26 protein-coding genes and 1 tRNA gene are annotated in these 26,187 nt (G+C 60.3%); 15 read left to right on the top strand and 12 right to left on the bottom strand.

Going from position 1 to position 26,187, the window contains the following annotated elements; genetic code table 11:
* Positions 1–161 precede the first annotated feature (161 nt).
* From ACTIEN_RS01735 to ACTIEN_RS01725, 3 genes are read left to right on the top strand one after another with little or no spacing between them, the layout of a single operon-like run.
* Entirely contained in the window at positions 162–620 is a 459-nt protein-coding gene (locus tag ACTIEN_RS01735; protein WP_439521377.1) for a hypothetical protein, read from the top strand.
* Positions 607–957: a YigZ family protein gene (locus tag ACTIEN_RS01730; protein WP_439521376.1), complete on the top strand. Its 351-nt coding sequence runs from the start codon at positions 607–609 to the stop codon at positions 955–957. The genes ACTIEN_RS01735 and ACTIEN_RS01730 overlap by 14 nt, the downstream gene beginning before the upstream one ends.
* A 23-nt stretch (positions 958–980) precedes the next feature.
* Entirely contained in the window at positions 981–1,328 is a 348-nt protein-coding gene (locus ACTIEN_RS01725) for a diacylglycerol kinase (RefSeq protein ID WP_439521375.1), read from the top strand.
* On the opposite strand, the gene ACTIEN_RS01720 is transcribed toward ACTIEN_RS01725, so the two are convergent.
* From ACTIEN_RS01720 to rimO, 3 genes are all read right to left on the bottom strand, one after another.
* Positions 1,312–1,701, bottom strand: coding sequence for a thiol-disulfide oxidoreductase DCC family protein (locus tag ACTIEN_RS01720; RefSeq protein ID WP_439521374.1), 390 nt, complete (start codon positions 1,699–1,701; stop codon positions 1,312–1,314). The genes ACTIEN_RS01725 and ACTIEN_RS01720 overlap by 17 nt on opposite strands.
* 94 nt (positions 1,702–1,795) lie before the next feature.
* Entirely contained in the window at positions 1,796–2,743 is a 948-nt protein-coding gene (locus ACTIEN_RS01715) for a zinc transporter ZntB (protein ID WP_439521373.1), read from the bottom strand.
* Between the two features lie 45 nt (positions 2,744–2,788).
* The gene (gene rimO, locus ACTIEN_RS01710; RefSeq protein ID WP_439521372.1) at positions 2,789–4,153 is read right to left on the bottom strand and encodes a 30S ribosomal protein S12 methylthiotransferase RimO; all 1,365 of its coding nucleotides are present in this window, start codon (positions 4,151–4,153) and stop codon (positions 2,789–2,791) included.
* A gap of 103 nt (positions 4,154–4,256) precedes the next feature.
* On the opposite strand from rimO, the gene ACTIEN_RS01705 reads away from it, so the two are divergent.
* The 6 genes from ACTIEN_RS01705 to ACTIEN_RS01680 all read left to right on the top strand — a co-directional run bounded on the left by ACTIEN_RS01705 (position 4,257) and on the right by ACTIEN_RS01680 (position 9,531).
* Positions 4,257–5,498, top strand: a complete 1,242-nt coding sequence (locus tag ACTIEN_RS01705) for an MFS transporter (protein WP_439521371.1) — start codon at positions 4,257–4,259, stop codon at positions 5,496–5,498.
* Positions 5,495–5,806, top strand: coding sequence for a Dabb family protein (locus ACTIEN_RS01700; protein ID WP_439521370.1), 312 nt, complete (start codon positions 5,495–5,497; stop codon positions 5,804–5,806). Before ACTIEN_RS01705 ends, ACTIEN_RS01700 begins: the two co-directional genes overlap by 4 nt.
* 189 nt (positions 5,807–5,995) lie before the next feature.
* Positions 5,996–6,946 carry a glycosyltransferase family 2 protein gene (locus ACTIEN_RS01695; protein WP_439521369.1) on the top strand — a complete coding sequence of 317 codons (951 nt, stop codon included), beginning with the start codon at positions 5,996–5,998 and terminating at the stop codon, positions 6,944–6,946.
* Position 6,947: 1 nt separating this feature from the next.
* Entirely contained in the window at positions 6,948–7,352 is a 405-nt protein-coding gene (locus ACTIEN_RS01690) for a GtrA family protein (protein WP_439521368.1), read from the top strand.
* On the top strand, positions 7,349–8,110 hold the full coding sequence (locus tag ACTIEN_RS01685; RefSeq protein WP_439521367.1) for a class I SAM-dependent methyltransferase: 762 nt from the start codon (positions 7,349–7,351) through the stop codon (positions 8,108–8,110). The genes ACTIEN_RS01690 and ACTIEN_RS01685 overlap by 4 nt, the downstream gene beginning before the upstream one ends.
* Complete coding sequence (locus tag ACTIEN_RS01680) at positions 8,107–9,531, top strand: hypothetical protein (RefSeq protein ID WP_439521366.1); 1,425 nt, start codon at positions 8,107–8,109, stop codon at positions 9,529–9,531. The genes ACTIEN_RS01685 and ACTIEN_RS01680 overlap by 4 nt, the downstream gene beginning before the upstream one ends.
* 119 nt (positions 9,532–9,650) lie before the next feature.
* On the opposite strand, the gene ACTIEN_RS01675 is transcribed toward ACTIEN_RS01680, so the two are convergent.
* Positions 9,651–10,232 (bottom strand): GcrA family cell cycle regulator, encoded by a 582-nt coding sequence (locus ACTIEN_RS01675; protein ID WP_439521365.1) that lies wholly within the window; start codon positions 10,230–10,232, stop codon positions 9,651–9,653.
* 120 nt (positions 10,233–10,352) lie between these two features.
* On the opposite strand from ACTIEN_RS01675, the gene ACTIEN_RS01670 reads away from it, so the two are divergent.
* Positions 10,353–11,162, top strand: coding sequence for an ABC transporter permease (locus tag ACTIEN_RS01670; RefSeq protein WP_439521364.1), 810 nt, complete (start codon positions 10,353–10,355; stop codon positions 11,160–11,162).
* On the opposite strand, the gene ACTIEN_RS01665 is transcribed toward ACTIEN_RS01670, so the two are convergent.
* The 4 genes from ACTIEN_RS01665 to dapF all read right to left on the bottom strand — a co-directional run bounded on the left by ACTIEN_RS01665 (position 11,110) and on the right by dapF (position 14,942).
* Positions 11,110–12,033, bottom strand: coding sequence for a DMT family transporter (locus ACTIEN_RS01665; protein WP_439521363.1), 924 nt, complete (start codon positions 12,031–12,033; stop codon positions 11,110–11,112). The genes ACTIEN_RS01670 and ACTIEN_RS01665 overlap by 53 nt on opposite strands.
* 35 nt (positions 12,034–12,068) lie before the next feature.
* The gene (locus ACTIEN_RS01660) at positions 12,069–12,764 is read right to left on the bottom strand and encodes a CDP-alcohol phosphatidyltransferase family protein (protein WP_439521362.1); all 696 of its coding nucleotides are present in this window, start codon (positions 12,762–12,764) and stop codon (positions 12,069–12,071) included.
* A 91-nt stretch (positions 12,765–12,855) separates the two neighbouring features.
* Positions 12,856–14,109 carry a tRNA (N(6)-L-threonylcarbamoyladenosine(37)-C(2))-methylthiotransferase MtaB gene (mtaB, locus tag ACTIEN_RS01655; protein ID WP_439521361.1) on the bottom strand — a complete coding sequence of 418 codons (1,254 nt, stop codon included), beginning with the start codon at positions 14,107–14,109 and terminating at the stop codon, positions 12,856–12,858.
* Positions 14,106–14,942 carry a diaminopimelate epimerase gene (gene dapF, locus ACTIEN_RS01650; RefSeq protein WP_439521360.1) on the bottom strand — a complete coding sequence of 279 codons (837 nt, stop codon included), beginning with the start codon at positions 14,940–14,942 and terminating at the stop codon, positions 14,106–14,108. The genes mtaB and dapF overlap by 4 nt, the downstream gene beginning before the upstream one ends.
* A gap of 141 nt (positions 14,943–15,083) precedes the next feature.
* On the opposite strand from dapF, the gene ACTIEN_RS01645 reads away from it, so the two are divergent.
* The 5 genes from ACTIEN_RS01645 (at position 15,084) to ACTIEN_RS01625 (ending at position 18,957) form a co-directional block, all read left to right on the top strand.
* Positions 15,084–15,159 (top strand) — tRNA-Lys (locus ACTIEN_RS01645).
* A gap of 158 nt (positions 15,160–15,317) precedes the next feature.
* The gene (locus tag ACTIEN_RS01640; RefSeq protein WP_439521359.1) at positions 15,318–16,217 is read left to right on the top strand and encodes a metal ABC transporter substrate-binding protein; all 900 of its coding nucleotides are present in this window, start codon (positions 15,318–15,320) and stop codon (positions 16,215–16,217) included.
* Positions 16,218–16,331: 114 nt separating this feature from the next.
* On the top strand, positions 16,332–17,210 hold the full coding sequence (locus tag ACTIEN_RS01635) for a manganese/iron ABC transporter ATP-binding protein (protein ID WP_439521358.1): 879 nt from the start codon (positions 16,332–16,334) through the stop codon (positions 17,208–17,210).
* The gene (locus ACTIEN_RS01630; protein WP_439521357.1) at positions 17,207–18,109 is read left to right on the top strand and encodes a metal ABC transporter permease; all 903 of its coding nucleotides are present in this window, start codon (positions 17,207–17,209) and stop codon (positions 18,107–18,109) included. Before ACTIEN_RS01635 ends, ACTIEN_RS01630 begins: the two co-directional genes overlap by 4 nt.
* The gene (locus ACTIEN_RS01625; protein ID WP_439521356.1) at positions 18,109–18,957 is read left to right on the top strand and encodes a metal ABC transporter permease; all 849 of its coding nucleotides are present in this window, start codon (positions 18,109–18,111) and stop codon (positions 18,955–18,957) included. The genes ACTIEN_RS01630 and ACTIEN_RS01625 overlap by 1 nt, the downstream gene beginning before the upstream one ends.
* A gap of 77 nt (positions 18,958–19,034) precedes the next feature.
* On the opposite strand, the gene ACTIEN_RS01620 is transcribed toward ACTIEN_RS01625, so the two are convergent.
* The 4 genes from ACTIEN_RS01620 to glgA are packed head-to-tail and all read right to left on the bottom strand — an operon-like array spanning position 19,035 to position 26,186.
* The gene (locus ACTIEN_RS01620; protein WP_439521355.1) at positions 19,035–20,666 is read right to left on the bottom strand and encodes an alpha-D-glucose phosphate-specific phosphoglucomutase; all 1,632 of its coding nucleotides are present in this window, start codon (positions 20,664–20,666) and stop codon (positions 19,035–19,037) included.
* Entirely contained in the window at positions 20,663–22,648 is a 1,986-nt protein-coding gene (locus tag ACTIEN_RS01615) for a 4-alpha-glucanotransferase (protein ID WP_439521354.1), read from the bottom strand. The genes ACTIEN_RS01620 and ACTIEN_RS01615 overlap by 4 nt, the downstream gene beginning before the upstream one ends.
* Positions 22,645–24,753 (bottom strand): glycogen debranching protein GlgX, encoded by a 2,109-nt coding sequence (gene glgX, locus ACTIEN_RS01610; RefSeq protein WP_439521353.1) that lies wholly within the window; start codon positions 24,751–24,753, stop codon positions 22,645–22,647. The genes ACTIEN_RS01615 and glgX overlap by 4 nt, the downstream gene beginning before the upstream one ends.
* Positions 24,753–26,186, bottom strand: a complete 1,434-nt coding sequence (gene glgA / locus ACTIEN_RS01605) for a glycogen synthase GlgA (RefSeq protein WP_439521352.1) — start codon at positions 26,184–26,186, stop codon at positions 24,753–24,755. Before glgA ends, glgX begins: the two co-directional genes overlap by 1 nt.
* Position 26,187 lies beyond the last annotated feature (1 nt).

The following is a 26,187-nucleotide window of genomic DNA, read 5'->3' as shown; positions in this document are numbered from 1 at the left end:
CCAACGACCGGACTGCGCATCCCAGGTCCGGGCCGGGCCCGGTGTGCCTTGCGCCCGACACTTTCGGGTCTCGCTTACCTGTCGCATTGCATTACGATCAAAGTCAGGGGAAAGAGACAGTAAGGTTCCCATGGTGTTGGGAAGCAGTGAAGGGGTGAGTGATGCCAACGTTTGGTCCGTATCTGAAAAAACATACAGAGCTTCTCGTCAAGGATGTCGGGATCGAACGCGCGTGCGAATTGACCGGCAAATCCAAAGCCACATTGGGTCGGTATTACGCGGATCATGATGAACACGCAGACCGCTTTATCCCGGTCGATGCCGTTGCCGCGCTCGAACAGGCGTCAAGCTATCCTCATGTCACCTCGGCGCTCGCCGAATTGAACGGCATCACCCTCTCCTTTGACGAACGCCGGGGTAATACCGCCAAGAAGGGCGGCGTCAATTCGGATGTGGTTGCGCTCAGCCAACGGTTTGCAATGCTCATGGGCGAATACCACCAGTCCATTGCCGACGGCGTGATCAGCGCGAATGAGGCCCGCCGCCTTCTGCGCGAAACCCTCGCGCTGCAACAGGTGCTTGTCGATATGAAACTGCATCTGGAAGATGAACAAATTTGAAGGCGTCATATCGGATCGCGGCTCCAAATACGCGGTGAGCGGCGGTCCTGCGGCCAGTCGCGAGGCGGCTCTGGCCTTTCTCAAGGACCTCAAACGCACCAAGAAATACGCAAAGGCCACGCATAACACATGGGCGGTGGTGTTTTCCGATGGCGTCCCTCTCAAGAATGACGATGGTGAAGGTGGGGCTGGGCAGATCATTTTGCAAATGCTGGAACGCGAGCGTCTGACCGATCATGTGATCGTTGTGACCCGCTGGTACGGCGGCAAACATCTGGGTGGCGACCGGTTTCGCCATGTTCAGGATTGTGTCCGCCACTACCTCGATAACATCTGACACGCCCGGAAAAAGGATCGCGCATGGAGTTCTTCGCCCGTCTGAAACAGCGCTGCATCTGGTCGTGGTCGGGCGTCGTCGCAACATGGCGGACCGAGTACAGCTTCCGGTCGTGGGTCTGGGCCAACCTGGCCTCTGCGGCGCTGGCCTTTGTGCTGCCGCTTGATCCTGTCGAACGCGCACTGATCCTTGCGCTTGGTGTCCTGGTTCTTGCGGTTGAACTGATCAACACGGCCATTGAAGACGCTGTTGATTATATCTCCACCGACGACCACCCCTTGGCCAAACGCGCCAAAGACGCAGGCAGCGCGGGTGTCGCAGTTGCCGCCATCGCGGTGGGTGTGGCGTGGTTGGTTATCCTGCTGGGCTAGTGCCCCGCGCCTTGCGCCGCAGGTGCCAACGGTAGATCAGCGGTGCAAGCATGTGGTCATAAAGCGCGCATGCCGCCTGTCTGATCCCCGGCAGTCCAACGATCCTTGCCAACCACCGGTAGCGTGGCATCTCGCGCCACAGCACCAGAAACGCCGGAATGCCGCTGGTCAACTCTCCGTCGCGCAACACATACAGGCGCTGCGCGGCGGTATCAGCATCAATGCCCCACGCCGCACGCTTTGGCCCGTTCAGATCGTCGAACTGGACCGCCAGACCTTCGCGCCTGGCATAGGCGGCGTAGTGATTGATCTCAAAGGAACACACGGGGCATTGATCGTTGAACAAGACCCTCGTGTCGGATGTCTGTGTCATGGTTCAAACCTATGCCGCGCAGGCTGGCCGGCAAGGTGCATCGGGTCGCAGATCACACCTTTGACGATATCCTGTTGGGCGCAGATCGACCTGTTCAGAAAAGCTTGAACTTCTTGAACAGCACATATTCCAGTAGTCCGATCACGGCCATCAGGCCGCAGATGATCCAAAACCCGTTCTCGCTCTGCGCCAGCGGCACACCACCCACATTGATGCCCAGAAGTCCGGTGAGAAAGCTGATGGGAAGGAAAAATGCGGCCACCACGGTCAACACCAGCATCTGCTGGTTCATCGCTTCGGCGCGCACATCCAGCATGTGATCCTGAACCACCTGGCACCGTTCGCGGATCATGTCCAGTTCTTCACACAAGCGGCTCAACCGGTCCACGGCTTCGCGAAGATGCCCTTTGGCAAGCTCGGGAATCCAGCCAAACGCCTCGACCTCCAAAGTGGTAAGCGCGTCTCTTTGTGGAAACAGATAGCGTCGCAGGGCAATCGCCACACGCCGCGTGTCCGAAATGGTGCGGCGGGTCTCGGCGACATCACTTTGTTCCAACGAGTCTTCAAGGCCGTCCAGCACCTCGTTCAGATCGGCGATGACCGGGTCGGTCCGGTCCACCAGCCGCAAGGTGATGCTGGCCAGCATATCGCCGGTCGACACCGGGGCCCTGTCACGCGCCACCATCGCAACAATATCGTCCAGCGCCGCCAGCGGGCGGATCCCGGCGCTGATGATATGTCGCTCCTCGATCCAGACCCGCAAGGAAATCATGTCCTCCGGCTCTGCGCCCTCGATCAGATTGACCCCCCGCAGGATCACCACCGCGCCATCGCCATGCGGGGTACAGCGCGGACGGGTTTCGGTTGCTGAAAGTGCCGCTGTAACAACGGGATCAAGGTCGAGCGCAAATAGCTCTCGGGCCACATAGTCGACGTCGCCCTGAACATGGGTCCAGCGATAGGCCAATTGCGGGCCGTCACCGTCAAAGGCGGTTCCGCTTTTGGAAATCAGGTGACTGAAGCTGTGATTTTCGGGTGTCATATCTTGGGGTCCAGGGTAAGGCACGGGCGTTGACCTGCCATGACGTCAAACCAGTTTGCCCCAAAGATCGTATTCCCCGGCCTCGTCCACCTCGACCGACACGATCTGACCCACGGCCAACCCTTCGGTGCGCTCATCAATGAAAAGGTTGCCGTCGATCTCGGGTGCGTCTGCCTTGGTGCGGCAAGTGGCGATGCCATCCTCGTCAATATCGTCGATGATGACATCCAGACGCTGACCGACCTTGGCCGCCAGTTTGGCCTCGGAAATGGCCTGTGCCTTTTCCATGAACCGGTCCCAGCGATCCTGTTTGACGTCTCCCGGCACATGGTCGGGCAGCGCGTTCGACCGTGCTCCATCGACGTTTTCGTATTGGAAACAGCCGACCCGATCCAGTTGTGCCTCGTCCAGCCAATCCAGCAGCGTCTGGAATTCGGCCTCTGTCTCTCCGGGATAGCCCACGATAAAGGTCGAGCGAAGCGTGATGTCCGGGCAGACGTCCCGCCACGCCGCGATTTCATCCAGCGTCCGCGCCGCCGCCGCAGGCCGCGCCATCCGTTTCAACGTGTCTGGGTGCGCGTGCTGGAACGGGATGTCGAGGTACGGAAGCACCAGCCCCTGGGCCATCAGCGGCACCAGCTCGCGCACATGCGGGTAGGGGTAGACGTAATGCATCCGCACCCACGCGCCCAAAGCCCCAAGATCGCGGGCCAGCGACAGGATCGGAAACTTTTCCTCCCGGTCCTTCCAGTCGGTGCCATAGGCCGAGGTGTCCTGCGATATGACCAGCAACTCTTGCACGCCGCCCTCGACCAGCTTTTCCGCTTCCCGCAGCACCGCCTTGGCTGGGCGCGAGGTCAGCAAACCGCGCATGTCGGGGATGATGCAGAACTTGCACTTGTGATTGCAGCCCTCGGAAATCTTGAGATAGCTGTAATGCCGTGGCGTCAGGCTCACGCCGGTTGCGGGCAAAAGGTCGATGAACGGGTCGGGATCGGGCGGCACAGCGGCATGGACTGCATCCAGAACCTGCTCGTATTGATGCGGTCCGGTCACGGCCAGAACCTTGGGATGTGCGCCGGTGATGTACTCGGGTTCCGCCCCCAGACAGCCCGTCACAATCACCCGTCCATTTTCGGCAAGTGCTTCGCCAATCGCGTCAAGACTTTCGGCCTTGGCAGAATCCAGAAACCCGCAGGTGTTCACGATCACCGCGTCCGCCCCGGAATAATCCGGCGAAATCCCGTAACCTTCGGCGCGAAGCCGGGTCAAAATCCGCTCTGAATCCACCAGCGCTTTGGGGCATCCAAGCGACACCATGCCAATCGTCGGCTGGCCAGAGCGGGGCGCATCGGTGATCCGGGCCGCAGGGGCCAGATCAGGGCGCAGGGAAGGCGGGTTCTGAGACATGACGCTCACATAGAGGCTCGGCGGCCCGTGGGGAAGGGGTTGCGCGCATCAGCCTTAGCCACAACACTGTCCGCAAGCCTTTTGCCCGAAAGCCGTCGTCGACGTGTCCATCGCCCGAAACCTGACCCTGCTTGCGTGGATAAAGTTCGCCCAGAACCTTCTTTTCTGGCAGGCGACGTGGTTTCTGTTCCTGCAGGACAGTCTGTCGGCAGCCGAAGCCGTTCTGCTTTATGCGATCTACGATATAGGCACGACCGTGTTCGAGGTTCCCTCGGGTTATATGTCCGATCGCATCGGACGTCGCGAGACGCTTCTGGCGTCGGCCTTTGCCGGCATCGCGGCGATGGTCTGCTTTGTGACGGGTGACAGCTTTGCCACCTTTGCGCTTGCCCAAGTCCTGCTTGGCGCGTCCATCGCGTTCGCTTCGGGTACGGACAGCTCATTGCTTTACGAAACCCTTGCCGCCGAAGGCCGCGAATCCGAGGTCGAAGCGCAGGAACTCCGCCTCTGGCGCTTTACCTTTGTCGCGCTCATGGTCTCGGCTGTGACCGGGGGCCTCATGGCCCGCGCCGTTCCGGTTCTTCCCTTCATCCTCAGCGGGGCCGCCTTTGTGGTGATGCTGATCCTTGCATCGCGCTTGCGTGACAGCCCACATGACTTGGGCGAGGCCGATGCCGTGGGGTTCGGGGCGGCGATTGCAGCGGCATTCCGCAATCCTGTCCTGCTTTGGCTTTTTGCGCTTGGCGTCGTGATGTACGGCTTTTCGCATGTGCCGTTTGTGTTTGGCCAACCTTTCATCCTTGCGGCACTCGCGCAGGTCGGGCTTTCTGGCGAAGCACCGCTGGTCTCGGGTCTGGTTGTCGGTGTGATGATGGCAGTGTCCGTCGCCGCCTCGTTCGCGGCACCCCGGATTCGCGACCGCATCGGCCTTGCACGGATACTGCTTCTGGCTTTTGCGCTACAGATCGTTCTGTGCGCCGTGCTTGCCCTGAACCAAAGTCTGCTTGCAATCACCATCCTGTTCCTGCGCATGGTGCCCGACAGCCTGTCACGCCCCTTCATCCTTGCCACCACCCAGCCGCTCTTGTCGGACGGAATGCGCGCCACCTATCTTTCCATCCAGAGCTTCGCAGGCCGGATCGTCTTTGCCTTCAGTCTCTGGATCGCATCGCGCAATGTCAGCACTGTTGGAGAGATGCCACTTCAGGATCTGACCCTGGTCCTTGCCACCTATGCACTTGTGGGAAGCGGCATTTGGATCACGTTATGGTTTCTTGTGCGCCGCCTGCCGCTTGACGCGCCTCGTCAGACCCAAATCCCCAACCAACCGGACATTGACCCATGATCTTGCACTGTGTTTTCTGCACCTTCCGCGCCGATGCATCCCCGGAAAGCCGCCGCGCCATTCTGTCGGACCTCGCCACCTTCAGCGGGGCGCTTGACGGCGTTCTTGCCTTCGATTTTGGCCCCAATCGCGATTTCGAGGGCAAGTCGCCACAGGTCTCGGATGGGTTTGTCATTCGATTCACCGACCGCGCGGCGTTGGAGCTTTATGCAGATCACCCGACCCACAAAGAGTTGGGTCAGCGCCTTTGCGATCTTTGCGCAGGCGGCGCTGACGGTATCATGGTGGTTGACCTTGACTGCGCCTGATGGGCTTTGGTCAGCTACGCGCATTCTGGCAGGGCGCAGGGATTGCGAAAAGATGCGCAAGTTCAACGCGCGGCGGGCATGGTGCCGTGCGATCCGCTGTCCATGGAATTCTCTTAAATCACCCAAACTTGGCCTGATTATCGACATAAACCGCAGTTAATCCACTTCCAAACGGTTTGGAGATTTCTCATGTTTCTGTCAGTCGTCGTTCCCTGCATGAACGAGGAAGAGGCAATTCCTGCGCTGGTCAGCAGGCTGGAATCCGTGATCGCGCCTTACAAGGATCGTGCCGAGATTATTCTGGTGGATGACGGTTCCACTGACGGAACGTGGGAGGCCATTCTTGCCGCCCAGACCCGTGTCCCTCAATTGCGCGGTCTGCGGATGTCAATGAACCGGGGCCACCAGATTGCCCTGACCGCCGGTCTTGAAGCGGCGCGGGGTGGACGTATCTTCATGCTCGACGCCGATCTGCAAGACCCGCCAGAGCTGTTGTCGGACATGATGTCACTGATGGACCGTGGGTACGACGTGGTCTATGGGCGCCGTCAGGAACGTCAGGGTGAAACCTGGTTCAAACGCGCGACAGCCAGTGTGTTTTACCGCCTCTTGAACCTGATGTCGGACGTCGACATCCCCAAAGACACCGGCGATTTTCGACTGGTCAGCCGCCGCGCCCTCGACGCTGTGCTTGCGATGCCGGAAAAGGCACGCTTTGTGCGGGGCATGTTTGCCTGGGTCGGGTTTCGCCAGATCGGCATCGAATACACCCGCGCCGCCCGTACGGTTGGGGAAACGAAATACCCACTGCGCAAGATGATCCGTCTTGCCATGGATGCGATGACCGCCTTTTCGACCAAGCCCTTGCGTCTGGCGACCCGACTGTCCTTCGTGAGCCTCGGTGTCTCGGGGCTGATGATGATTTATGTGATTCACTCGATGCTTGCCTACCAGACGGTTCCGGGGTGGGCGTCGGTGATCCTTGCCATCAGCGCGTTTTCCGGGGTTCAGCTTCTGACCCTTGGTATTCTTGGGGAATATATCGGCCGCCTTTACCTCGAAGCGAAGAACCGCCCGCTGTATTTCGTCTCGGAAGACACCGAAACCCCGATGCCAGTGCAACTGAGAACGCGGGCCTGACATGTCGCCCAGTAGTGCAATAAAACTGCGCTTCGCATGTGTAGGCGTTGCGGTGGCCGGGCTGTACATCGCGCTCTATGCCCTGTTTCTTTGGCTGGGCATTGCGCAGATTGTGGCCAACGCGGTGGCGTTCCTGCTGGCGGTTACGTTTCAGTATTCGGCTCAGGCAGGGTTCACCTTTCGCACATCCGTGGCCGACACACGGCAGTTTGGCCGCTTCATCGCGATGATCGGCTGCGGGTTGATCACCTCTGCGCTGATCACCGGTTGTATTGCACCCAGCCTGAACATCGCGCCCGTGATCGCCGCCGGGATCGTGACGCTTGTCCTACCTATCCAAAATTACCTCATCATGTCGCGCTGGGTCTTCAAGACCGCGCAGGACCACTTGGAGACATCCACATGAGCCATATCTACAACGACACGTTTTTTGATTACATCGACGACGGCGCGCGCCGGTCCGCACAGGCGTTTATCGGTCTGTTGCAAGACTGGCTTGCCCCGCAAAGTGTTCTTGATCTTGGCTGTGGACGGGGTGTCTGGCTTGATGAATGGCATCGCGCCGGAATCCAGACCGTGCATGGTGTGGATGGTGACTATGTCAACCGAACCTCGCTGGCGATTGCGCCGGACAGCTTTTCGGCAAAAGACCTGACCAAACCTGTACATCTTGATCGGAAATTCGATCTCGCCCAAAGCCTCGAAGTGGGTGAGCACCTTCCGTTCGAAGCGTCCGATGCGCTTGTCGACAGCCTGACAGGCGCGGCGGACCGCGTGCTTTTTTCGGCGGCCGTGGTTGGTCAGGGTGGCGAGTTTCATGTTAACGAACAGCCCTTGTCGTTCTGGCAAGACAAGTTCGCGGCCCGTGGCTATCGCGCCTATGATTGCATCCGGCCGCACCTCAAAGGCCATTCCGACGTTGAACCCTGGTATCGCTACAACGCGGTTCTGTATGTCAATGACGCAGGGCGTGCCGGGCTTCCCGAGGCGGTCACCAGTTGCGCCATTCCCGAGGGGCAAAAAGTCCGGAACGCCGGTGATCTCAAGTGGCGTCTGCGCCGTGGAATCGTGTCGCATCTGCCGCAAGCGGCTGTCACGCAGATCGCACAGACCCGTGCGTCGCTGATCGCCACGCGGGCACGTCGGAGCGCGCACCAGTCATGACGGACGCGACTGTCAGCCCCGCTGCGTTCCACGGCGTGGCGTCCGCACGCCGGGACATATCGCTTTGGCCGACGCTGTTGGCGACCCTTGTCGGGCTCTTGGTGATTTCGGCACCGAACCTCATTGATCCGATGCTGCGGTTCGATGACTACCCTGCGCTTTTCGCGGACCCTTCGGGTTTTTGGCACAAGACCAAAGACGAAGGCCGCTGGCTAAGCTATCTTTGGCATCTTCGCGAGGTCACGACTCCGTCCTGGCTCAACTACTTCATGTACCAGGTCTGCTGGGCCACCATCGCGGCAAGCGTCGGTCGTTTGATGTTCCGAACAAACGAAAACGCGACGTGGTTTGCCGTTGTGGCATCGCTCATGATTGCGGTATCGCCATCGGCCTTGCTGATGTCGCTCTGGTTCAACACGTTGTTGCCGGGCATCGCGCTGGTGGCGCTGTTCGCGGTGATCGCACATCATGTGACGGTCAAGACCCTGCGCCTGCTCATGGTTCCGTTTATCGTGGCGACCTTCATGTCGTACACGAACTATCCGCTGCTGATCCTTGCGATTGTGGTCATGCGGACGGAAGACCGTTCGATCAAGGATCTTGCCGGACTGCTGACCTTGTTTGTGGTCAGCTTTGCGATTGCGGTGCTGACGGTGTATTCGATCAACTTCTACGTTCACGATGTCTTCGGCATTCCGCTCGCCGATTGGCGCGAAGCCACGCCAGCAGCGGATCTGGCAGGCTATCTGGGCAACATCCCGCTTCTGATAGATAGCTTGAAGAACTTCGCGATTTTCTCGACCTTCTACTTTGAACCGGCGATTTACACCCACCTGTGCTTCTTGGTCGCCGCAACGGTCGTTCTCATCAAACGCGCCCCGCTCGAAGCGCTCTATCTCTATGCTTTGCTTGGTCTTGCGCTGGCCATGCTTGCGGCTCAGGTCCTCAAGATGGGTCTCTATGTACCGCCGCGAGCCAACTTCGTGATATGGATGATCCACGCGCTGATCGTCGTGCGCGCAACATACTATATCTCTGCCGAACCGGGCTACATGGGACGGATTGCGCGCAATTTCATCCTGCTTGTTGTCGGCAGCTATGGTTTGCAATCCGGCCTCCAGCAAATGCAGTACCGGGACTGGCAAGATGAAACGCGGGCGTTTGCGACACAGGTTGCCGCGGTTGAAGGCCCGCTTGTGATCGTGGATGACGCGTTGCAGCTTGCATCGGCGCAAAAGGCATTTGTTCAGGATACACGCGGGCTGGCGTCGCGTTTGAAACTTCTGACCGGGCGTGACATCGCTGTGTGTCTGGACGGCAAGGATTGTTGTCCGTCTACGGTTCCGGGGCCATGCCCGTCGGAAATCTGGCTAAAGCCATCAGCGCAAGGTCCAACCCTGGACATCAGACCGGCAAGCTGACCTGACAAGGCGGCTTGATTGCGGTTCACCAAATGGGTTGCCGGATATTTGGATTGTGAAGGAGCGGGTCATCCGCTCCTTCGCGTTTCTGTTTGCACCTCTCCCCCAGAGGTGAGCCTTCAGCGCCGACGGTCCCGGCGCGAACTCATGGGCTGGAACGCAACGCCAACATGCGCCTCGCAATAGGGTTTGCCCTGCTGCACAGGAAGGCCGCAGAACCAGAAGTCAGGGGTTGCCGGATCGCCCACGGGCCATTTGCAGGTCCGCTCGGTCAGCTCCATCAGCGTCAGTTTCTTGGCTTTCTTCTCGACCGCGTTCACCTTGGCCAGAGCCTCGGGGCTGATTTCATTTGCAGAAGGCTGCGGCGGCAGGGGCTGACCTGCCGGAATGATCTGCTTGCGCGGGCTCGAGGGCGGGGTCGCGGATTTTGTCTCCATCAGCACTTCGGGCTTGACCGGCTTGACCACAGGCACAGGTTTCGGCGCCGCCTTGGGCTTGGCCGCCTCTGTCTTGGCTGCCGGTTTCAGGTCGGGCTTGGCAGTGCCAGCAGCACCGGCGCGGTTCGACAGGCCAAGGCGATGCACCTTGCCAATCACAGCGTTGCGGGTCACTCCACCCAGTTCCTTGGCGATCTGGCTGGCCGACTGGCCTTCGCCCCACATCTTCTTGAGCATGTCTACGCGTTCATCGGTCCAGGACATAGTCGCCCTCCATCAAAAAGAGCGGCCATTTGCCTTGGCCGCCCGAAATCTCTAAGTCGCTCTCTATTCTAATCATGCGCGGGCGAGTTACAACCCGCGCCGCACAGCAAGAGGCACGCAATGCAGCACACAGAGCATATGATCGCGAACGAGCGCCGATTTGGACGGGTGAACTGGCTGGGCCTCTACACGCTGGGTCAGCGGGAAATCCTGCGTTTCATGAATGTCTGGACCCAGACGTTGCTTGCTCCGCTGGTCACTGCCGGACTTTTCATGCTGATCTTCACCATCGCGATTGGTCCCCGGCGGGGCGATGTGATGGGGGTGGATTTCACCACCTTCATCGCGCCGGGTATCTTGATGATGACCGTGATCCAGAACGCCTTTGCCAACACATCGTCGTCGATCGTGGTGTCCAAGGTGCAGGGCAACATCGTGGACACGCTCATGCCGCCGCTGGCCGCCGGAGAGTTGGTTCTGGGCTACCTGGCCGGAGGTGTCGCGCGCGGGCTGATGGTGGCCATCGCCATTGCAGTGGCGCTTTGGGTGTTCCTTGGCATTGTTCCACACCATCCCATTGCCGCACTTTATTTCGTCATCATCGGTGCAGCGCTCTTGTCGGGTATCGGAATGGTCGCCGGAATCTATGCTGAAAAGTTCGATCAGATGGCGGCCATCACCAACTTTATCGTGACGCCGCTCGCCTTCCTGTCGGGCACCTTCTATTCGGTCGAGGCTTTGCCCCCGGTCCTGAACGACATCACCCACGCCAACCCGATCTTCTACCTGATCGACGGGGTCCGTTGGGGCATGATCGGTGTGTCCGACAGCAGCCCGGTCTTGGGAGCCGTTGTGGCCTTGGCCGGTACCGTGGCGATCAATCTAGTGGCGTGGTCATTTTTTCGGCGGGGTTACCGACTGAAGGCCTGATCCGGCCTTCGCGCCACATCAGAAGGCCTGCACCACACAGGATGATCAGTGTGCCTGTCACCGACACCGCATCGGGGCGCACACCGAAGATGGCAAAGTCATAGAGCGCGGCAAAGACCAGCGTGGCATAAAAGAAGGGGCCGACAAAACCGGCATCGGCGCGGGCAATCGCGTTGACGAAACAGGTCTGGGCCGAAGCCATCAGAAGTCCGATTCCCGCAAGAGCCATCCATTGCTGCGGCGTCGGCGCGATCCACACCCAGACCGCCGCCGCCGAGGCGATCCCGACCCCGATCACGTTGTTGATCAAAAGGATTTGCAGCGGCCCCTCGCGCCCGGTCAGACGTTTCATCACGATCATTTCAAGCCCAAGCGCAAAGGCCGCGCCAAGTGCGAGCAATGCGGCGGGCTGAAACGCCTCGGGCGTCGGTCGCAGCAGGATCATGGCCCCGGCCAGGGCAATTGCCGCCGCCGTCAGGCGCACCGGACCTATCCGTTCACCCAAGAATGGAATGGCCAGGAGCATACCAATGACCGGGTTCAGAAAACTGATCGCGGTGGCGTCCGACAACGGGATGAATGCGGCTGCGGCAAACATCAGGGTGACCCCGCCCCACCCGAACACAACGCGCAGCGAATGTGTCGTCCAGGCCACCTGTGTGAAGGTCAACCGCATTGCGAGCGCCACAATGGCAAAGGCCAGAAAGGCAAACACGAAACGGCCCTGACTGATCTGGAGCGGGTTCAGCGGCGGTCCCAGGCTATCGGTTCCAAGCATCTTGGCCAACAGGGTGGTTCCGGCCACAAAGGCCGATGCCGCCAGTGTCAACACCGCAGCCAGGAATGGATTTTGCGCCTTCGGAACGAACATGACTCAGCCATGCTCTGCTTTGCCGGCAAAGGCAATCACTGGCTGCGTGTCGGTACAATCTGCTTAACGATGCCAACGAGGATCAGGTAAAGCGATGTCGCGATCAGTCCCCAATGCGCCCAGCTTTCGGGGTGGAAATCGACCCAGGCCGCCCAGCCTGCAAAGAATGTCCAGGCCAGGGCAATCGGCAATGACAGATTGCGCCAGCGTTCCGTGCGCACCGGGTGGATGAACTTCAACGGCAGGAACATCGACACCGCAAGAACCGCTACCATCGTCAGCGACACCCAGAAATTCGGCTCGATCGCGAAAAGAACCAGCACCAGCATGTTCCAGCAGCCGGGAAATCCGTGAAACGAATTGTCCGTGGTCTTCATCCGGCTATCGGCGAAATACATGGCCGAGGCAAAGGTGATCACGATGATCGCGAACCAGCCTGTCCAGCCGGGCAACAGACCGGATTGGAACAGCGCAAACGCCGGGATGAAAACGTAGGTCAGATAGTCGATGATCAGGTCCAGAAGCACCCCGTCAAAGCGTGGGGCGTTGTTCTTGACGTCGTATTTCCGCGCCAGGGGACCATCCACGCCGTCCACGGCAAAGGCCACGACCAGCCAGAGAAACATGATCGACCACTCTTCTTGTGCGGCGGCAAGCAGAGCCAGCATGGCAAACACTGCACCCGTGGCGGTAAGGAGGTGGACACAGAGCGCGCGGGATTGATCGGTCATTTCGTGGTTTTGGCGGAAATGGTCAGGGCTTGCAACGCAGCCATGCCGCTGAACGACAATGGCGCGGGTTTGTCGATCCGACCTGTCACCTTCACGCAACGAGCTGGTGGCCGTCATGGCCTGTAATCACCGTGCTGACGATCTGGCCGACCGGCTGCGCCGTTGCAAAGCGGACCTCGGTAAACTGCTCTGTCCGGCCCATATCTGCGGCTTCAAGCAGCACCCGGTGTGTGCGCCCGGTCTGCGCCGCCAGATGGCGCGACACAGCGGCCTCTCCAGAGGCGCGCAAGCGTGCGGCCCGCTCCTTGATCGCTCGCCCATCGACCTGGGGCATCCGTGCCGCCGGAGTGCCTTGTCGGGGCGAATAGGGGAAGACGTGCAGCCATGTCAGGTGGCATTCCTCCACAAGCTTCAGCGAATTCTCGAAATGCGCCTCGGTCTCGGTCGGGAATCCCGCGATGATATCGGCCCCAAACGTCAGGTCCGGGCGCAGCTTGCGCGCGTCTTCGGCAAACCGGATGGCATCGTCACGCAGATGCCGCCGCTTCATCCGCTTGAGGATCAAATCGTCGCCATGTTGCAGGCTCAGGTGCAGATGCGGCATCAGGCGCGGTTCTGTGGCAATGGCGGTCAGCAGGTTCTCATCGACCTCGATGCTGTCGATGGAACTGATCCGCAGGCGCGGCAGGTCGGGCACCAGTTTCAGGATGCGCATGACCAGATCGCCCAGCTTGGGGTGCGCCGGCAGGTCGGCCCCCCAAGAGGTCAAATCGACCCCCGTCAGGACCACTTCATTGAAGCCCTTGTCCACCAGTCGCTTGATCTGGTCCACGATCACACCAGCCGGGACCGACCGCGAATTTCCGCGCCCAAAGGGGATGATGCAGAACGTGCAGCGGTGATCGCAGCCGTTCTGGACCTGAACATAGGCGCGGCTGCGTGTGCCGAACCCGTCAATCAGGTGCTGCGCGGTTTCTGTGACCGACATGATGTCATTGACCTGAACTGCCTCGGTCTCACCGATGAAATCCGCCGCAAGCCCCTGCCAGGTATCGGGCGTCATCTTTTCGGTATTGCCGATCACCGCATCCACCTCGGCCATCTTCGCAAAGGTCTCGGGCTCGGTCTGCGCAGCGCAGCCGGTGACGATCAGCTTGGCGTCGGGGTTTTCGCGGCGCAGCTTGCGAATCTCCTGACGGGCCTTGCGCACGGCCTCGGAGGTGACGGCGCAGGTGTTGATCACAACGGCGTTCTCGAGCCCCGCCTGTGCGGCAAGGTCTTTCATGGCCTCGGTCTCGTAGGCATTCAGGCGGCAGCCCAGCGTGGTGAACTTGGGTGGGTTCATCGAATGGTCTCCAACCAGGCTAGGGTGAACGATCCCGAGAACACATGCGCCGTTGGTCCGGTCATCCAGACGCCGTCCTCGCGCCAGTCGATGTCGATCCGGCCTCCATCCAGTTCAATCGTGACGCTGCGTCCCGTCAGCCCACGCCGCGCAGCCGCCACGGCGGTCGCGCAAGAGGACGACCCGGAGGCCAGTGTGACACCCACACCACGTTCCCACACCCGCATGCGCAGATGGTTTTCGCCGATCACGCTGGCAAACTGCACATTCGTGCGCTGCGGAAACAGCGGATGATGCTCGATTTCTGCGCCCCGCGACTCCAGATCGACCGATTCGGCATCCTCGACAAAAAAGGTGCAATGCGGGTTTCCCATCCCGGTCGCAGTTGGCCCCCCGTCGATGGGAAGCTCAAGCGTGTCCATCGCGTGCGCCAGCGGCACGTCCGCCCAGTCGAGTTGCGGCGGACCCATATTGACCGACGTGAGGCCATGGCCTGCATCGCGCGCAACCAGGCGTCCGCGGTCTGTTGTCAAAACCACCTCTGACATGCCGCTTTCGTCCAGCAGATACCGCGCAATACAGCGGGTCGCGTTGCCACAGGCCCCGGCAGTCGATCCATCCGCGTTGTAAAAGGTCAGACGCGCATCTGCGCCATCATCTCCCGGTTCGATCACGGCAAGCTGATCGAACCCCACACCGCGATGGCGGTCGCCAATCGCCTTCGCCATCGCTGCGTTCATCGAGACACGACGCACACGGCAATCCAGCACGACAAAATCGTTGCCAAGCCCGTGCATCTTCATGAAGGCAATGTCGTGTGTCGCGAGGGTCATCATGGCCGCGCATATACGCCCCTGCGATACATCTTTCCAGTGCGACGCGTCAGCAGCCCCGCGTCATTCTTTGCGTCAGGTTCGCTTTGTTCCGTTTTGGGGTTGACCGCCCACCTGCGTCTTTCTAGACAGCGCGCCAGTGGGCCGTTAGCTCAGTTGGTAGAGCAACTGACTTTTAATCAGTGGGTCGCAGGTTCGAATCCTGCACGGCTCACCACTGATCCTCCAAGAATCGTGATCTTTTCCCGGGTAGAACGCTCTGCTCCGGGGTGTTCTTGTCTGCCGCACTTGCGCCTGTGGACAGGTCGCTTATGTTAATGAGAATGATTTGCATTTTCATTCTCGCTGGACATACTGCCAACGGAGGCACGACGCATGAAGACCGAAAATCTTACACTTTTGTTCGCAGGGCTGCTGGCCGTGATCGCCAACGGAGCCGCCGCGCAGGATCGGATGAAGGTGGTCACGACCTTTACCGTCCTTGCGGACATGGCGGCGAATGTGGCTGGGGATGTGGCAGACGTGGTGTCCATCACCAAGCCCGGTGCCGAGATTCACGGTTACGAGCCGACTCCGCAGGATATCGTTCGGGCCTACGACGCTGACCTGATTCTCTGGAACGGTCTCAACCTCGAACTCTGGTTTGCGCAATTCATCTCGAACCTTGGCGATGTGCCATCGGTCACGCTCAGCGATGGCATTGATCCGATCTCGATCTCGTCTGGCAGCTACGAGGGGAAGCCAAATCCGCATGCCTGGATGGGGCTCGATAATGCCCTGATCTATATCGACAATATCGCCAAGGCCTTTTCCGAGCACGATCCCGAAAACGCCGCGACCTATGCCGCAAATGCCGCGCGCTACAAAGACGAGCTGCGCGCGACGATTGACCCGCTGCGCGACGCAATCGCCACGATCCCTCCAGAACAACGCTGGCTGGTTACCTGCGAGGGCGCGTTCAGCTATCTTGCCCGCGACCTTGGTCTGCAAGAACTGTATCTCTGGCCGATGAACGCCGATCAGGTGGGAACGCCGCAGCAGGTGCGGGCCGTGATCGACGGCGTGCGCGACAATGATATTCCGGTGGTCTTTTGCGAAAGCACGGTCAACACGTCTCCCGCAGAGCAGGTGGCGCGCGAAACAGGTGTCACCTATGGCGGCGTGCTCTATGTCGATTCGTTAAGCGAGGCAGGTGGACCCGTTCCGACCTATCTTGATCTGCTGACCGTCACCGCGCGGACCGTTGTGGAGGGTCTGACCTCTGCCACCAACTGAGCAGGAAGAGAATTCAGGCGCGCGACCCGTGGCGATCCTGCTGCGGGTGCGCATTTTTAGGGGCTAGTGGCCCGAAGAACGTAAGGACATGCCATGCTCGATGAGCAGAGCCGGATGACACCACAGACCGCACCCGCGTCACGGGAGAGCGGCTTGTCAGCGCAGGATGTGACGGTCTCCTATCGCAACGGTCACACGGCGCTTTGGAATGCCAGCTTCGAAATCCCGCGCGGCACCGTGACGGCGCTTGTCGGAATCAACGGCGCGGGCAAGTCGACATTGTTCAAGGCCATCATGGGCTTTGTTCCCGCATCAAAAGGCGAAATCCGCATTCTCGGAATGACGGTGAAAGAGGCGCTGGCCAAGAACCTGGTCGCCTATGTGCCCCAGTCCGAAGAGGTGGATTGGGCCTTTCCCGTCCTTGTCGAGGATGTCGTGATGATGGGCCGCTATGGTCACATGGGCTTTCTGCGTCGTCCCAAGACGGTAGATCACGCGGCGGTCGATGAGGCGTTGAAACGTGTGAACATGCAGGAGTTTCGCCATCGCCAGATCGGAGAGCTTTCCGGGGGACAGCGCAAACGTGTGTTCCTTGCGCGGGCTCTGGCGCAGGATGGTCAGGTGATCCTGCTGGACGAGCCGTTTACCGGCGTTGACGTGCAGACCGAAGATCAGATCGTTGCCTTGCTGCGTGAATTGCGCGACGAAGGCCGGGTGATGCTGGTATCGACCCACAACCTCGGCTCGGTGCCCGAGTTTTGTGACCGAACCGTTCTGGTCAAGGGAACCGTGCTGAGCTACGGGCCAACTGAAACGACCTTCACCCGCGAAAATCTGGAACAGGCGTTTGGAGGTGTGCTGCGCCATTTCACCTTGGGAGGTGATACGCTGCACGATGACGAGGACGCCCGCGAGGTCACGATCTTTACCGACGATGAACGCCCCTTCGTTCAATATGGCGACAAGACCCAGCGGACGGATCCAAATCCATGATCGAAGCGCTGCTGGAACCGTTTGGCTATAACTACATGGTCAACGCCATGTGGGTGTCGGCTCTTGTCGGAGGCGTTTGTGCCTTTCTGTCGTCCTACCTGATGCTCAAGGGCTGGTCGCTGATCGGGGACGCGCTGTCCCATTCGGTGGTGCCGGGTGTTGCGGGGGCCTACATCCTTGGCCTGCCGTTCGCGCTGGGCGCGTTCATCGCCGGCGGGCTTGCCGCAGGGGCGATGCTGTTTCTGTCGGACCGGTCGGGGCTGAAGCCGGATGTGATCATCGGGCTGATCTTCACCTCGTTTTTCGGGCTTGGTCTTTTCATTGTGTCGGTCAACCCGATGTCGGTGTCGATCCAGACCATCACCATGGGAAACATCCTTGCCATCACACCCGGAGACACACTGCAGCTGGCGATCATCGGCTTTGTGTCGCTGGCGGTGCTGCTTGCCAAATGGAAAGACCTGATGGTCACGTTCTTCGACGAAAACCACGCCCGCACCATCGGACTGCGTCCGCAGCTACTCAAGGCGCTGTTCTTCGTTCTGCTGTCCGCCTCGGTGGTTGCAGCGATGCAGACCGTCGGCGCGTTTCTGGTGATCGCCATGGTCGTGACTCCGGGGGCGACCGCCTATCTGCTGTGTGACCGGTTCCCACGGTTGATCATCACGTCGGTTGCGATCGGCGCCCTGACCAGCTTTTTCGGGGCCTATATCAGCTATTTCCTCGACGGTGCGACCGGTGGAGTCATCGTGTGCCTGCAAACACTGATCTTCCTTCTGGTCTTTGTCTTTGCCCCCCGCCACGGGCTTTTGGCGGCACGACGCAAAGCCCAAACCGCTCTTCGAGACGGTCCGGGCGACAGCCTTGTGGCAGGTAATGCTGCGCAGGACGGTGTGTGATGGATCTCGAAACACTTCTTTTGCCCTTTCGCTTTGCATTTATGCAAAACGCCTTTCTCATCTCGATGATGGTGGCCGTCCCGACAGCACTTCTGTCCTGCTTTCTTGTCCTCAAAGGCTGGGCCCTGATGGGCGATGCGGTCAGCCATGCGGTGCTGCCGGGGATCGTGCTGGCCTATATCCTTGGCATTCCGCTCCTCATCGGTGCGTTTGCGGCTGGCATGACCTGTGCGCTGGCCACCGGCTATCTGACATCCAACAGCCGGGTAAAGCAGGACACCGTGATGGGGGTCGTCTTCTCGGGCATGTTCGGGCTTGGGATCGTGCTTTACGTCTCGATCGAAACGAACGCGCACCTGGATCACATCCTGTTCGGCAACATGCTGGGGGTGGAAAGCCACGAACTTTGGACGGCAGGCATCATTTCAGCGCTGGTTGCCGCTGTGCTGGTTCTCAAATGGAAAGACCTCTTGCTGCACAGCTTCGATCCCGCGCAGGCGCAGGCCTCCGGGCTCTGGGTCAACACGCTGCACTACGGATTGTTGACCGTCTTGTCGCTGACCATTGTGGCCACGCTGTCTGCGGCGGGGCTCATTCTTGCGATCGGGTTGCTGATCGCCCCCGGCGCAATTGCGTTCTTGCTGGTGCGCAAATTCTCGACAATGCTCTGGGTGTCGGTCCTGATCAACATGTCCGCGATGTTGCTGGGCACATATCTGAGCTTCTTCCTCGACAGCGCACCTGCGCCGACAATCATCCTGATCCTGACCTCGATGTTCTTGCTGGCCTTCGTGCGCCGACAGATCCTGGCGCGCCGGGCCTCATTAATGCGCATCCAGCAGGGCTAGGGCAAAGGTCTTTGCAAAGACCTTGACCACGCGGTTTGCAAACCGCGTCTCAAGCGCGCTTGAAAGCGCTTCCCTGTCTATGTCATCACGTCGGGTCTGGTTCTTCCGGTCCGCTCGCGCAAACCGGTGATCCGCGCCGTGGCTTCGGAAATTTCCTGAAGAGCCGCTTGCGTTTCGATGTTCAGATCCCCGCCCGGTGCCTCGTACCGCTCAAGATAGACCCGCAGCGTCGCGCCTTCGGTTCCCGTGCCGGACAATCGCAAGACCGCCCGACCGCCGCCCTCGAAATTGATCCGCAGACCCTGATTGTGGCTGACCGAACCATCGACGGGATCGTGGTACGAAAAGGAATCGGCGGATACGACCGTGCAGGCACCAAAGCTCTGTCCTGCAAGATCGTCCAACCGCGCCGTCAGATCCGTCATCAGCCCATTGGCGGCCTCGCTGTCCACCGCCTCGTAGTCATGGCGGGAATAGTAGTTCCGGCCATATGTCTCCCAATGATCCTGCAGAATGTCCTTCACGGACATCTTGCGCTTGGCCAGGATATTGAGCCACAACAGCACCGCCCAAAGCCCGTCTTTTTCCCGCACATGGTCACTCCCGGTGCCGGCGCTTTCCTCGCCACACAGGGTCACGCGCCCGGCATCCAGAAGATTGCCGAAGAACTTCCACCCCGTCGGCGTCTCGAAACACTCCACACCAAGCGCCTCGGCGACCCGGTCACACGCACCGCTGGTGGGCATGGACCGCGCAACACCGGCAATGCCACGGGTGTAGCCGGGGGCGAGGTGGGCGTTGGCGGCCAGAACCGCAAGACTGTCGGACGGGGTCACATAGATGCCCTTGCCAAGGATCATGTTGCGATCACCATCGCCATCAGACGCCGCCGCAAAGTCCGGGCCGTCATCCGACATCACCAGATCGACCAGCGGCTTGGCCCAGATCGGGTTTGGATCGGGATGGCCCTTGCCGAAATCCTCTGACGGCACCCCATTGAGAACGGTGCCTTCAGGCGCACCCAGCGTGTCTTCGAGGATGGTTGTGGCATAGGGTCCGGTCACCGCATGCATGGCGTCGAACCGCATGGTAAATCCACCCGCAAACAGCGCACGCAGCGCGTCGAAATTGAACAGGTCTTCCATCAGAGCGGCGTAGTCGGTGACCGGATCGACGATCTCGACCGTCATGTCGCCCAAGGCACGCTCGTCTACCCGGTCAAGGTCGATATCGGCGGTGTCGAGGGTCTTGTAGCTGTCGATGGTCTTGGTCTGCGCGAAGATCGCGTCAGTGATCGCCTCTGGGGCCGGACCGCCGTTTGATGTGTTGTATTTCAACCCGAAATCCTCGTCGATGCCACCGGGATTGTGGCTGGCCGACAGGATCAGACCGCCATCCGCCTTGCGTTGCCGGATGAGGTTCGACGCGGCCGGTGTGGACAGAAGCCCCCCCTGACCGACAATCGCGCGCGCCGCACCGTTGGCGGACGCCATGCGCAGGATCGTCTGGATTGCATCCGCGTTGAAGTACCGTCCATCCCCGCCGATGACGAGCGTCTTGCCTGCAATGCCGCCAATCGCGTTGAAGATCGACTGCACGAAACACTCGACATAGCCGGGCTGCATGTAGACGCGCGTTTTCTTGCGCAGGCCCGATGTGCCGGGCTTCTGCCCCTCGAACGGGGTGCAGCTATGGGTCAGGATCGTCATGCGGGTATCTCCTTGGGCTGGTCCCTTGGGTCTTTGGCGGATGTCGGACCGCGACGGGTGTTCATAACTTCGGCAATATGCCGTAACGCGCGGCTCTGTTCCATTCCTTCGATGGGAACGCCAAGGCGACGGCGCCAGTTCGGGTGTTCGTCAATTGTACCGGGCAGGTTTTGCGCCTCAAGTTCGCCAAAGACGTCATCCATCTGGACCGACACCAAAGCGGCAGGCGATTTGGCCAATGCGCTGTGGATGGTGTCGACCACGGTGGAAATCGACGCATCCGCAGTCAGCGCGCACACCTTGCGCAGGCTGGCCCGTTGTCGGGACCGGTGCGCGTGTCGATCCGCCCTGTGAGTGCCGTCAAGCCATCCCACCCTGTGCCACCATTCGATGTCCGTGCCGTGCCAGAATCCGTTCAGCGTTGGCGTGTCATGGGTGCCAAAGCAGGCAAGACTGTAGGGAGGCAGTGTGTTGGCTGGAAGGATGTCCCCCAGATGGTTGGTTTCGAACTGCCAGACCGCATAGCTGTAAAGCCCCGCCGTGTTCATGGCGTCCCGGAACCCGTCTGGCACAAGCCCAAGGTCTTCACCCACGACCACACACCCCGCACGATGCGCCTCGATAGTAATCACTGCCAAAAGCGACTCGAGCGGCTGCGTTATGTAGCCCCCCGGACTGCCATCATCAGGAAGCCAGTAGCTGCGCAGCAGGCCCAGCGCATGGTCGATCCGCAGCAATCCGCATTTGGCCATCAGGCGCCGCAGCATGGAGCGGAGCGGCGCGTACCGCGCGCGGGCCAATGGACCAGGCGCATGGGCCGAAAGCGCCCAGGACTGGCCCTCCGGGCTCAGGTGATCCGGCGGCGCGCCGATGGTGACACCTCTGGCGATGGTGTCGACATTCATCCAGACCTCGGCCCCGTCCGGGCGTGGCCCGACGGCAAGGTCAAGATAAAGCCCAAGCGACATGCCGGACTGCATTGCCCTGTCCTGGGCGCCGTCAATCTGTGTTTCTGCCAACCACTGCAACCATAGATGAAACTCTGCCCGCGTCCCGGCGGCGGCCTTTGCGGCGGCACCCGGCGATTGCAGCTGGACAGGCCATGTGCGGAAATCGTGGCCGTATGTTTCGCTGATCGCCTCGAACTGCGAAAACTGATGCGTTTCGATTGAACAGGTCTTGGACCACCCGGCAAAAGCCGCCTTGTCCCGGTCCTGAAACGCGCGCTCCAACGCGGCGCGATGCCGTTTGCGAAACGCCGAATGGTCGATCAGCGCATCCTCCGGCGTTGGCCCAAGCCCGTCCTGAAGTGCGATATGATCAATGTTGAACATGCCGCGATGCGATGGTGAATAGGGGCTGATGATCTCTTGCATCGCCCACCCCAGGGCATGCAAAGGGTTCACCCCGAAAAACTGTGCTCCGGCCCGTCCAAATGTCGCGGCGGTTGCGCCCAGATCACCGTAACTGCCCAGCCCGCCATTCTGCGCCGACCGCAACCCGTAAAGCGCCCCTGTCGCGCCCCAGCAATGCTCCATCCGGCTTTGCGACGGCAGATCGGGCGCGCGATGGGGGCGCACCATCAGGAAGATGCTGCCGGACCAGGTTTGACTGGTCACATGCAGATCGAAATACCCGACGTCCAACGCGGGAAGGTCGATCCCTTCGCTGGATTTGCCCTCGGCCACGATCTGATCGGAGTCATCCAGCAGAGTCCAAAAGCAGTTCAACGCGACCGGAATACGCGTCTGCGCACCGGCAAACACGATGGTTTCTTTGGGAAGACCCTCCTGATCCAAGGCAAGCGCGCCCAGGGCTGTGTCGATGTCATTGGCTGTCTCGGCCTCGGTTCCAAGCGCCTTCAGCAACGCCCGAAGCGTTTCGGGGTCTGCCTCGTGGCGTTCCCCATGCAGATCGTGGAAATCAAGGTAGATGCCATGCGCTTGCGCAAGCTGGCGCAGTCTGTCGTCATCGCCGCTCATTCGCGCGGGCCGTCCCTGAGCACAAAGGCACTGACCGAATGTGCAGGTACGCGGATGCGTTCGCCGTCGACAGGTGTCGCGTCCTGGCCGGCATTTGAGGTTTCGATCTCGCGCACCCATTTGTTGGATGGGGTGTTCGGCACGAGCAGATCAAGGTCGTCATCCGACCGGTTGAAGGCAAGCAACACTTCGTCGCTGCACGCCTTGCCCGCAACGCTTTCGGCATTGCCGCGCAGGTGAAGACACAGGCTTGATAACGTTTCGTCCCCCCAATTCAGCGGTTTGCCGTCGAATCCGCGCCATTCCACATCCTTGCGTCGGTCGGTTTCGCGGGTTGCACCGTGCAGGAAATCCATCTGTCGCAGAACCGGCGTGTTCCGGCGAAAGCGGGACAGCGCGGCGGTAAACGTGATCTGGTCAGGATCAAGCGTGGACCAGTTGATCCAGCTTATTTCGGTGTCCTGACAATAGCTGTTGTTGTTGCCGTTCTGGCTATGCCCACCCTCGTCACCGGCCAGCAGCATCGGAGTGCCCTGAGACAAAAAGACGGTCGCCAGCATGTTGCGTTGGCGTTTGGCGCGTTGGGCCTGGATGTCGGGGTCGGGGCTTGGGCCTTCGACACCGAAATTGTCGCTGAAATTGGCCTTGTGCCCGTCGCGATTGCCTTCGCCATTGGCCTGATTGTGACGTTTCTCATAGCGGGTCGTGTCGGCAAGCGTGAAGCCGTCATGCGAGGCGGCATAGTTGATCGACGACCAGACGCGGCGACCGCGTTTGTCAAACACATAGGCGGTCCCCAAAAGCGCCGAACCCAGTTCCTGTGCGCCATGCGCATCGCCGCGCCAGAACTTGCGGACGGTGTCACGATAGCGGTCGTTCCATTCAGAGAACGTTGCCGGAAATCCACCCAGCTGATAGCCGCCGGGGCCGATATCCCAGGGTTCCGCGATTAGCTTGACCCCTGCCAGAACCGGATCCTGACGCAGCGCGGTCAGAAACCGTCCATTGCGGTCAAAGCCATCGGCCTCGCGACAGATCGTTGTCGCCAGATCAAATCGAAACCCATCGACCCCCATGCCCTGCACCCAGAATCGCAGACTGTCGAGGATCATGCGCGTGACAAACGGATGGGTGACGTTCAACGTATTGCCGCAACCCGTATCGTTGACGTAATAGCGCGGGTTGTCGTCCTGAAGGCGGTAGTAGGCGGCGTTGTCCAGTCCCCGAAAGGACAGGGTTGGCCCAAGGTGATCCCCTTCGGCCGAATGGTTGTAGACCACGTCCAGAATGACCTCGATCCCGGCGGCGTGGAACCGGTCCACCATCGCCCGGAAGCCGCGCACGCCCGCAGGTCCGAAATAGCGTGGTTCGGGTGCAAAAAACCCGATGGTGTTGTAGCCCCAGTAGTTGACCAGGCCGCGCCCCGAAAGTGCGCCTTCGGACTTGATCGACTGGACCGGCAACAATTCGACAGCAGTCACACCCAGCTTGGTCAGATGATCCAGCATCGCTGGCGTGGCCAGGCCATCATAGGTGCCCCGCGCGGTCTTCGGGATATCCGGGTGGCACTTGGTCAAGCCTTTTACATGGGCTTCGTAGATCAGCGTCTCGTGCCAGCCGTTGCCCAGTGGCTGCGCATCCAGCGGAAAAAGCGCCGGATCAGACACCACCGATTTCGCCACGAACGGTGCGCTGTCCCGGCTGTCAAAGGACAGGTCGGACTCGGGTGCGGCGTGCTGATAGCCGAACGTGGCAGTGTGATCGCTGAACGCTCCGTGAAATTCGCGCGTGTAGGGGTCGATCAGCAGCTTGTTGCGATTGAACCGATGCCCGGAGTCCGGGTCATAAGGTCCGGACACGCGATAGCCGTACAATGTTCCGGGCGCGAGCCCCGGCAGATACCCATGCCACACCGATCCGGTGCGTTCTGGCAAGGGCAGGCGCATCTCTTCAGTTTTGCCATCAGGGGAAAAGAGACACAGAAACACCTGCGCGGCATGTTCAGAGAACACCGCAAAATTTGTCCCACCGCCGTCAAAATGTGCGCCAAGCTGCGCCGGGCTGCCGGGTTCAAGAGTGGCGGAAACGGTGGTGTGGTAGGTCATCAGATCAGTTCGGAATAAAGGTCGCGATACGCCTTGGCAGAGCTTTCCCAGCTCACCGGGTGACGCATCGCATTACGTTGCATGGATTGCCAGAGCTTTGGATCGGAATGGGCCTCGATCACGCGGTCGATCACCTCGGACAGACCAAGGGCGCTGACGTCGCCAAACACAAACCCCGTCGCAACCTTGGCCGCGATGGCCGCGACATTGGCATCAATCACGGTATCGGCCAGCCCACCGGTGCGCGCGACCACGGGCAGCGTGCCATAGCGGAGACCGTAAAGCTGGGTCAGGCCGCAGGGTTCAAAGCGGGAGGGAATCAGGATGACATCGCTGCCGGCCTGAAACAGATGCGAAAGTGGTTCGTCATACCCGATAAAGGCGGCGACCTGACCGGGATAGGCCTCTGCCGCATCCATGAAGCCTTGCTCCAGTTCCGGCTGCCCACTGCCCAAAATGGCCAGTTGTCCACCTTTGGCAACAAGATGCGGAACCGCGTCAAGAAGCGCGTCCAGCCCCTTTTGGCTGGTCAACCGGCTGACCACGCAGAAAAGCGGTCCTCCCCTTTCCGGCTCAAGCCCCAACCGTGCGCACAGTGCAGTGCGGTTTGCAGTTTTTCGCTTGAGCGACTTTGCGTCGTAGGGTTCCGCCAATGCAGGATCGTCCGACGGGTTCCATGCGTCCGTGTCGATCCCGTTCAGCAGCCCGCTCAGCACGTCAGAGCGCGACCGAAGCACGCCGTCCAATCCCATCCCGAACTCGGGTGTAAGGATCTCGCGTGCATAGGTCGGGCTGACTGTTGTGATCCGGTCCGAGAACATCAAGGCACCCTTGAGCAGGTTCAGATCTCCGTGAAACTCAAGACCTTCGGGGTGAAACCAATCCGTCTTGAGATGAAGCTGCCCAAGCACCTGGGGACCAAAGCGGCCTTGGAACGCGATATTGTGGATGGTGATGATGGATCGCGGTGTCTGCTGGTTGGACATTTTCAGATACACGGGCGTCAATGCCGCTTGCCAATCATGGGCGTGCAGAACGTCCGGGTGGTAGCCGTCGATCTGACCCATGGCGATCCGCGCTGCGGCCATTGACAGTGCGCCAAACCGCAGGTGGTTGTCGGGCCAGTCCTTGCCTGTCTCGTCAACGTAAAGCCCACAGGGTCGGTCAAACAACTGTGGCGCGTCCAGCAGCAACAGGGTCAGCCCGTGGGCCGCCACCTTGACGATGCGCCCGGTGCCACCCGGAAGATCGTCGAACCGTGCCACCTCTGTGCCTGTTGGCAACAACGGAAACAGCGCCGGATAGGCCGGAAGCACAACCTGCGTGTCCACACCCAGCGACGCAAGCGCAGCGGGCAGGGCACCCACCACATCCGCCAGCCCGCCGGTCTTCACAAAAGGCGCACATTCCGAGGCGACCATCAAGACTTGCATA

This window comes from Marivita sp., assembly GCF_051859345.1.
Lineage (GTDB): Bacteria > Pseudomonadota > Alphaproteobacteria > Rhodobacterales > Rhodobacteraceae > Marivita.
This window is presented reverse-complemented; position numbering and strand designations above follow the sequence as displayed.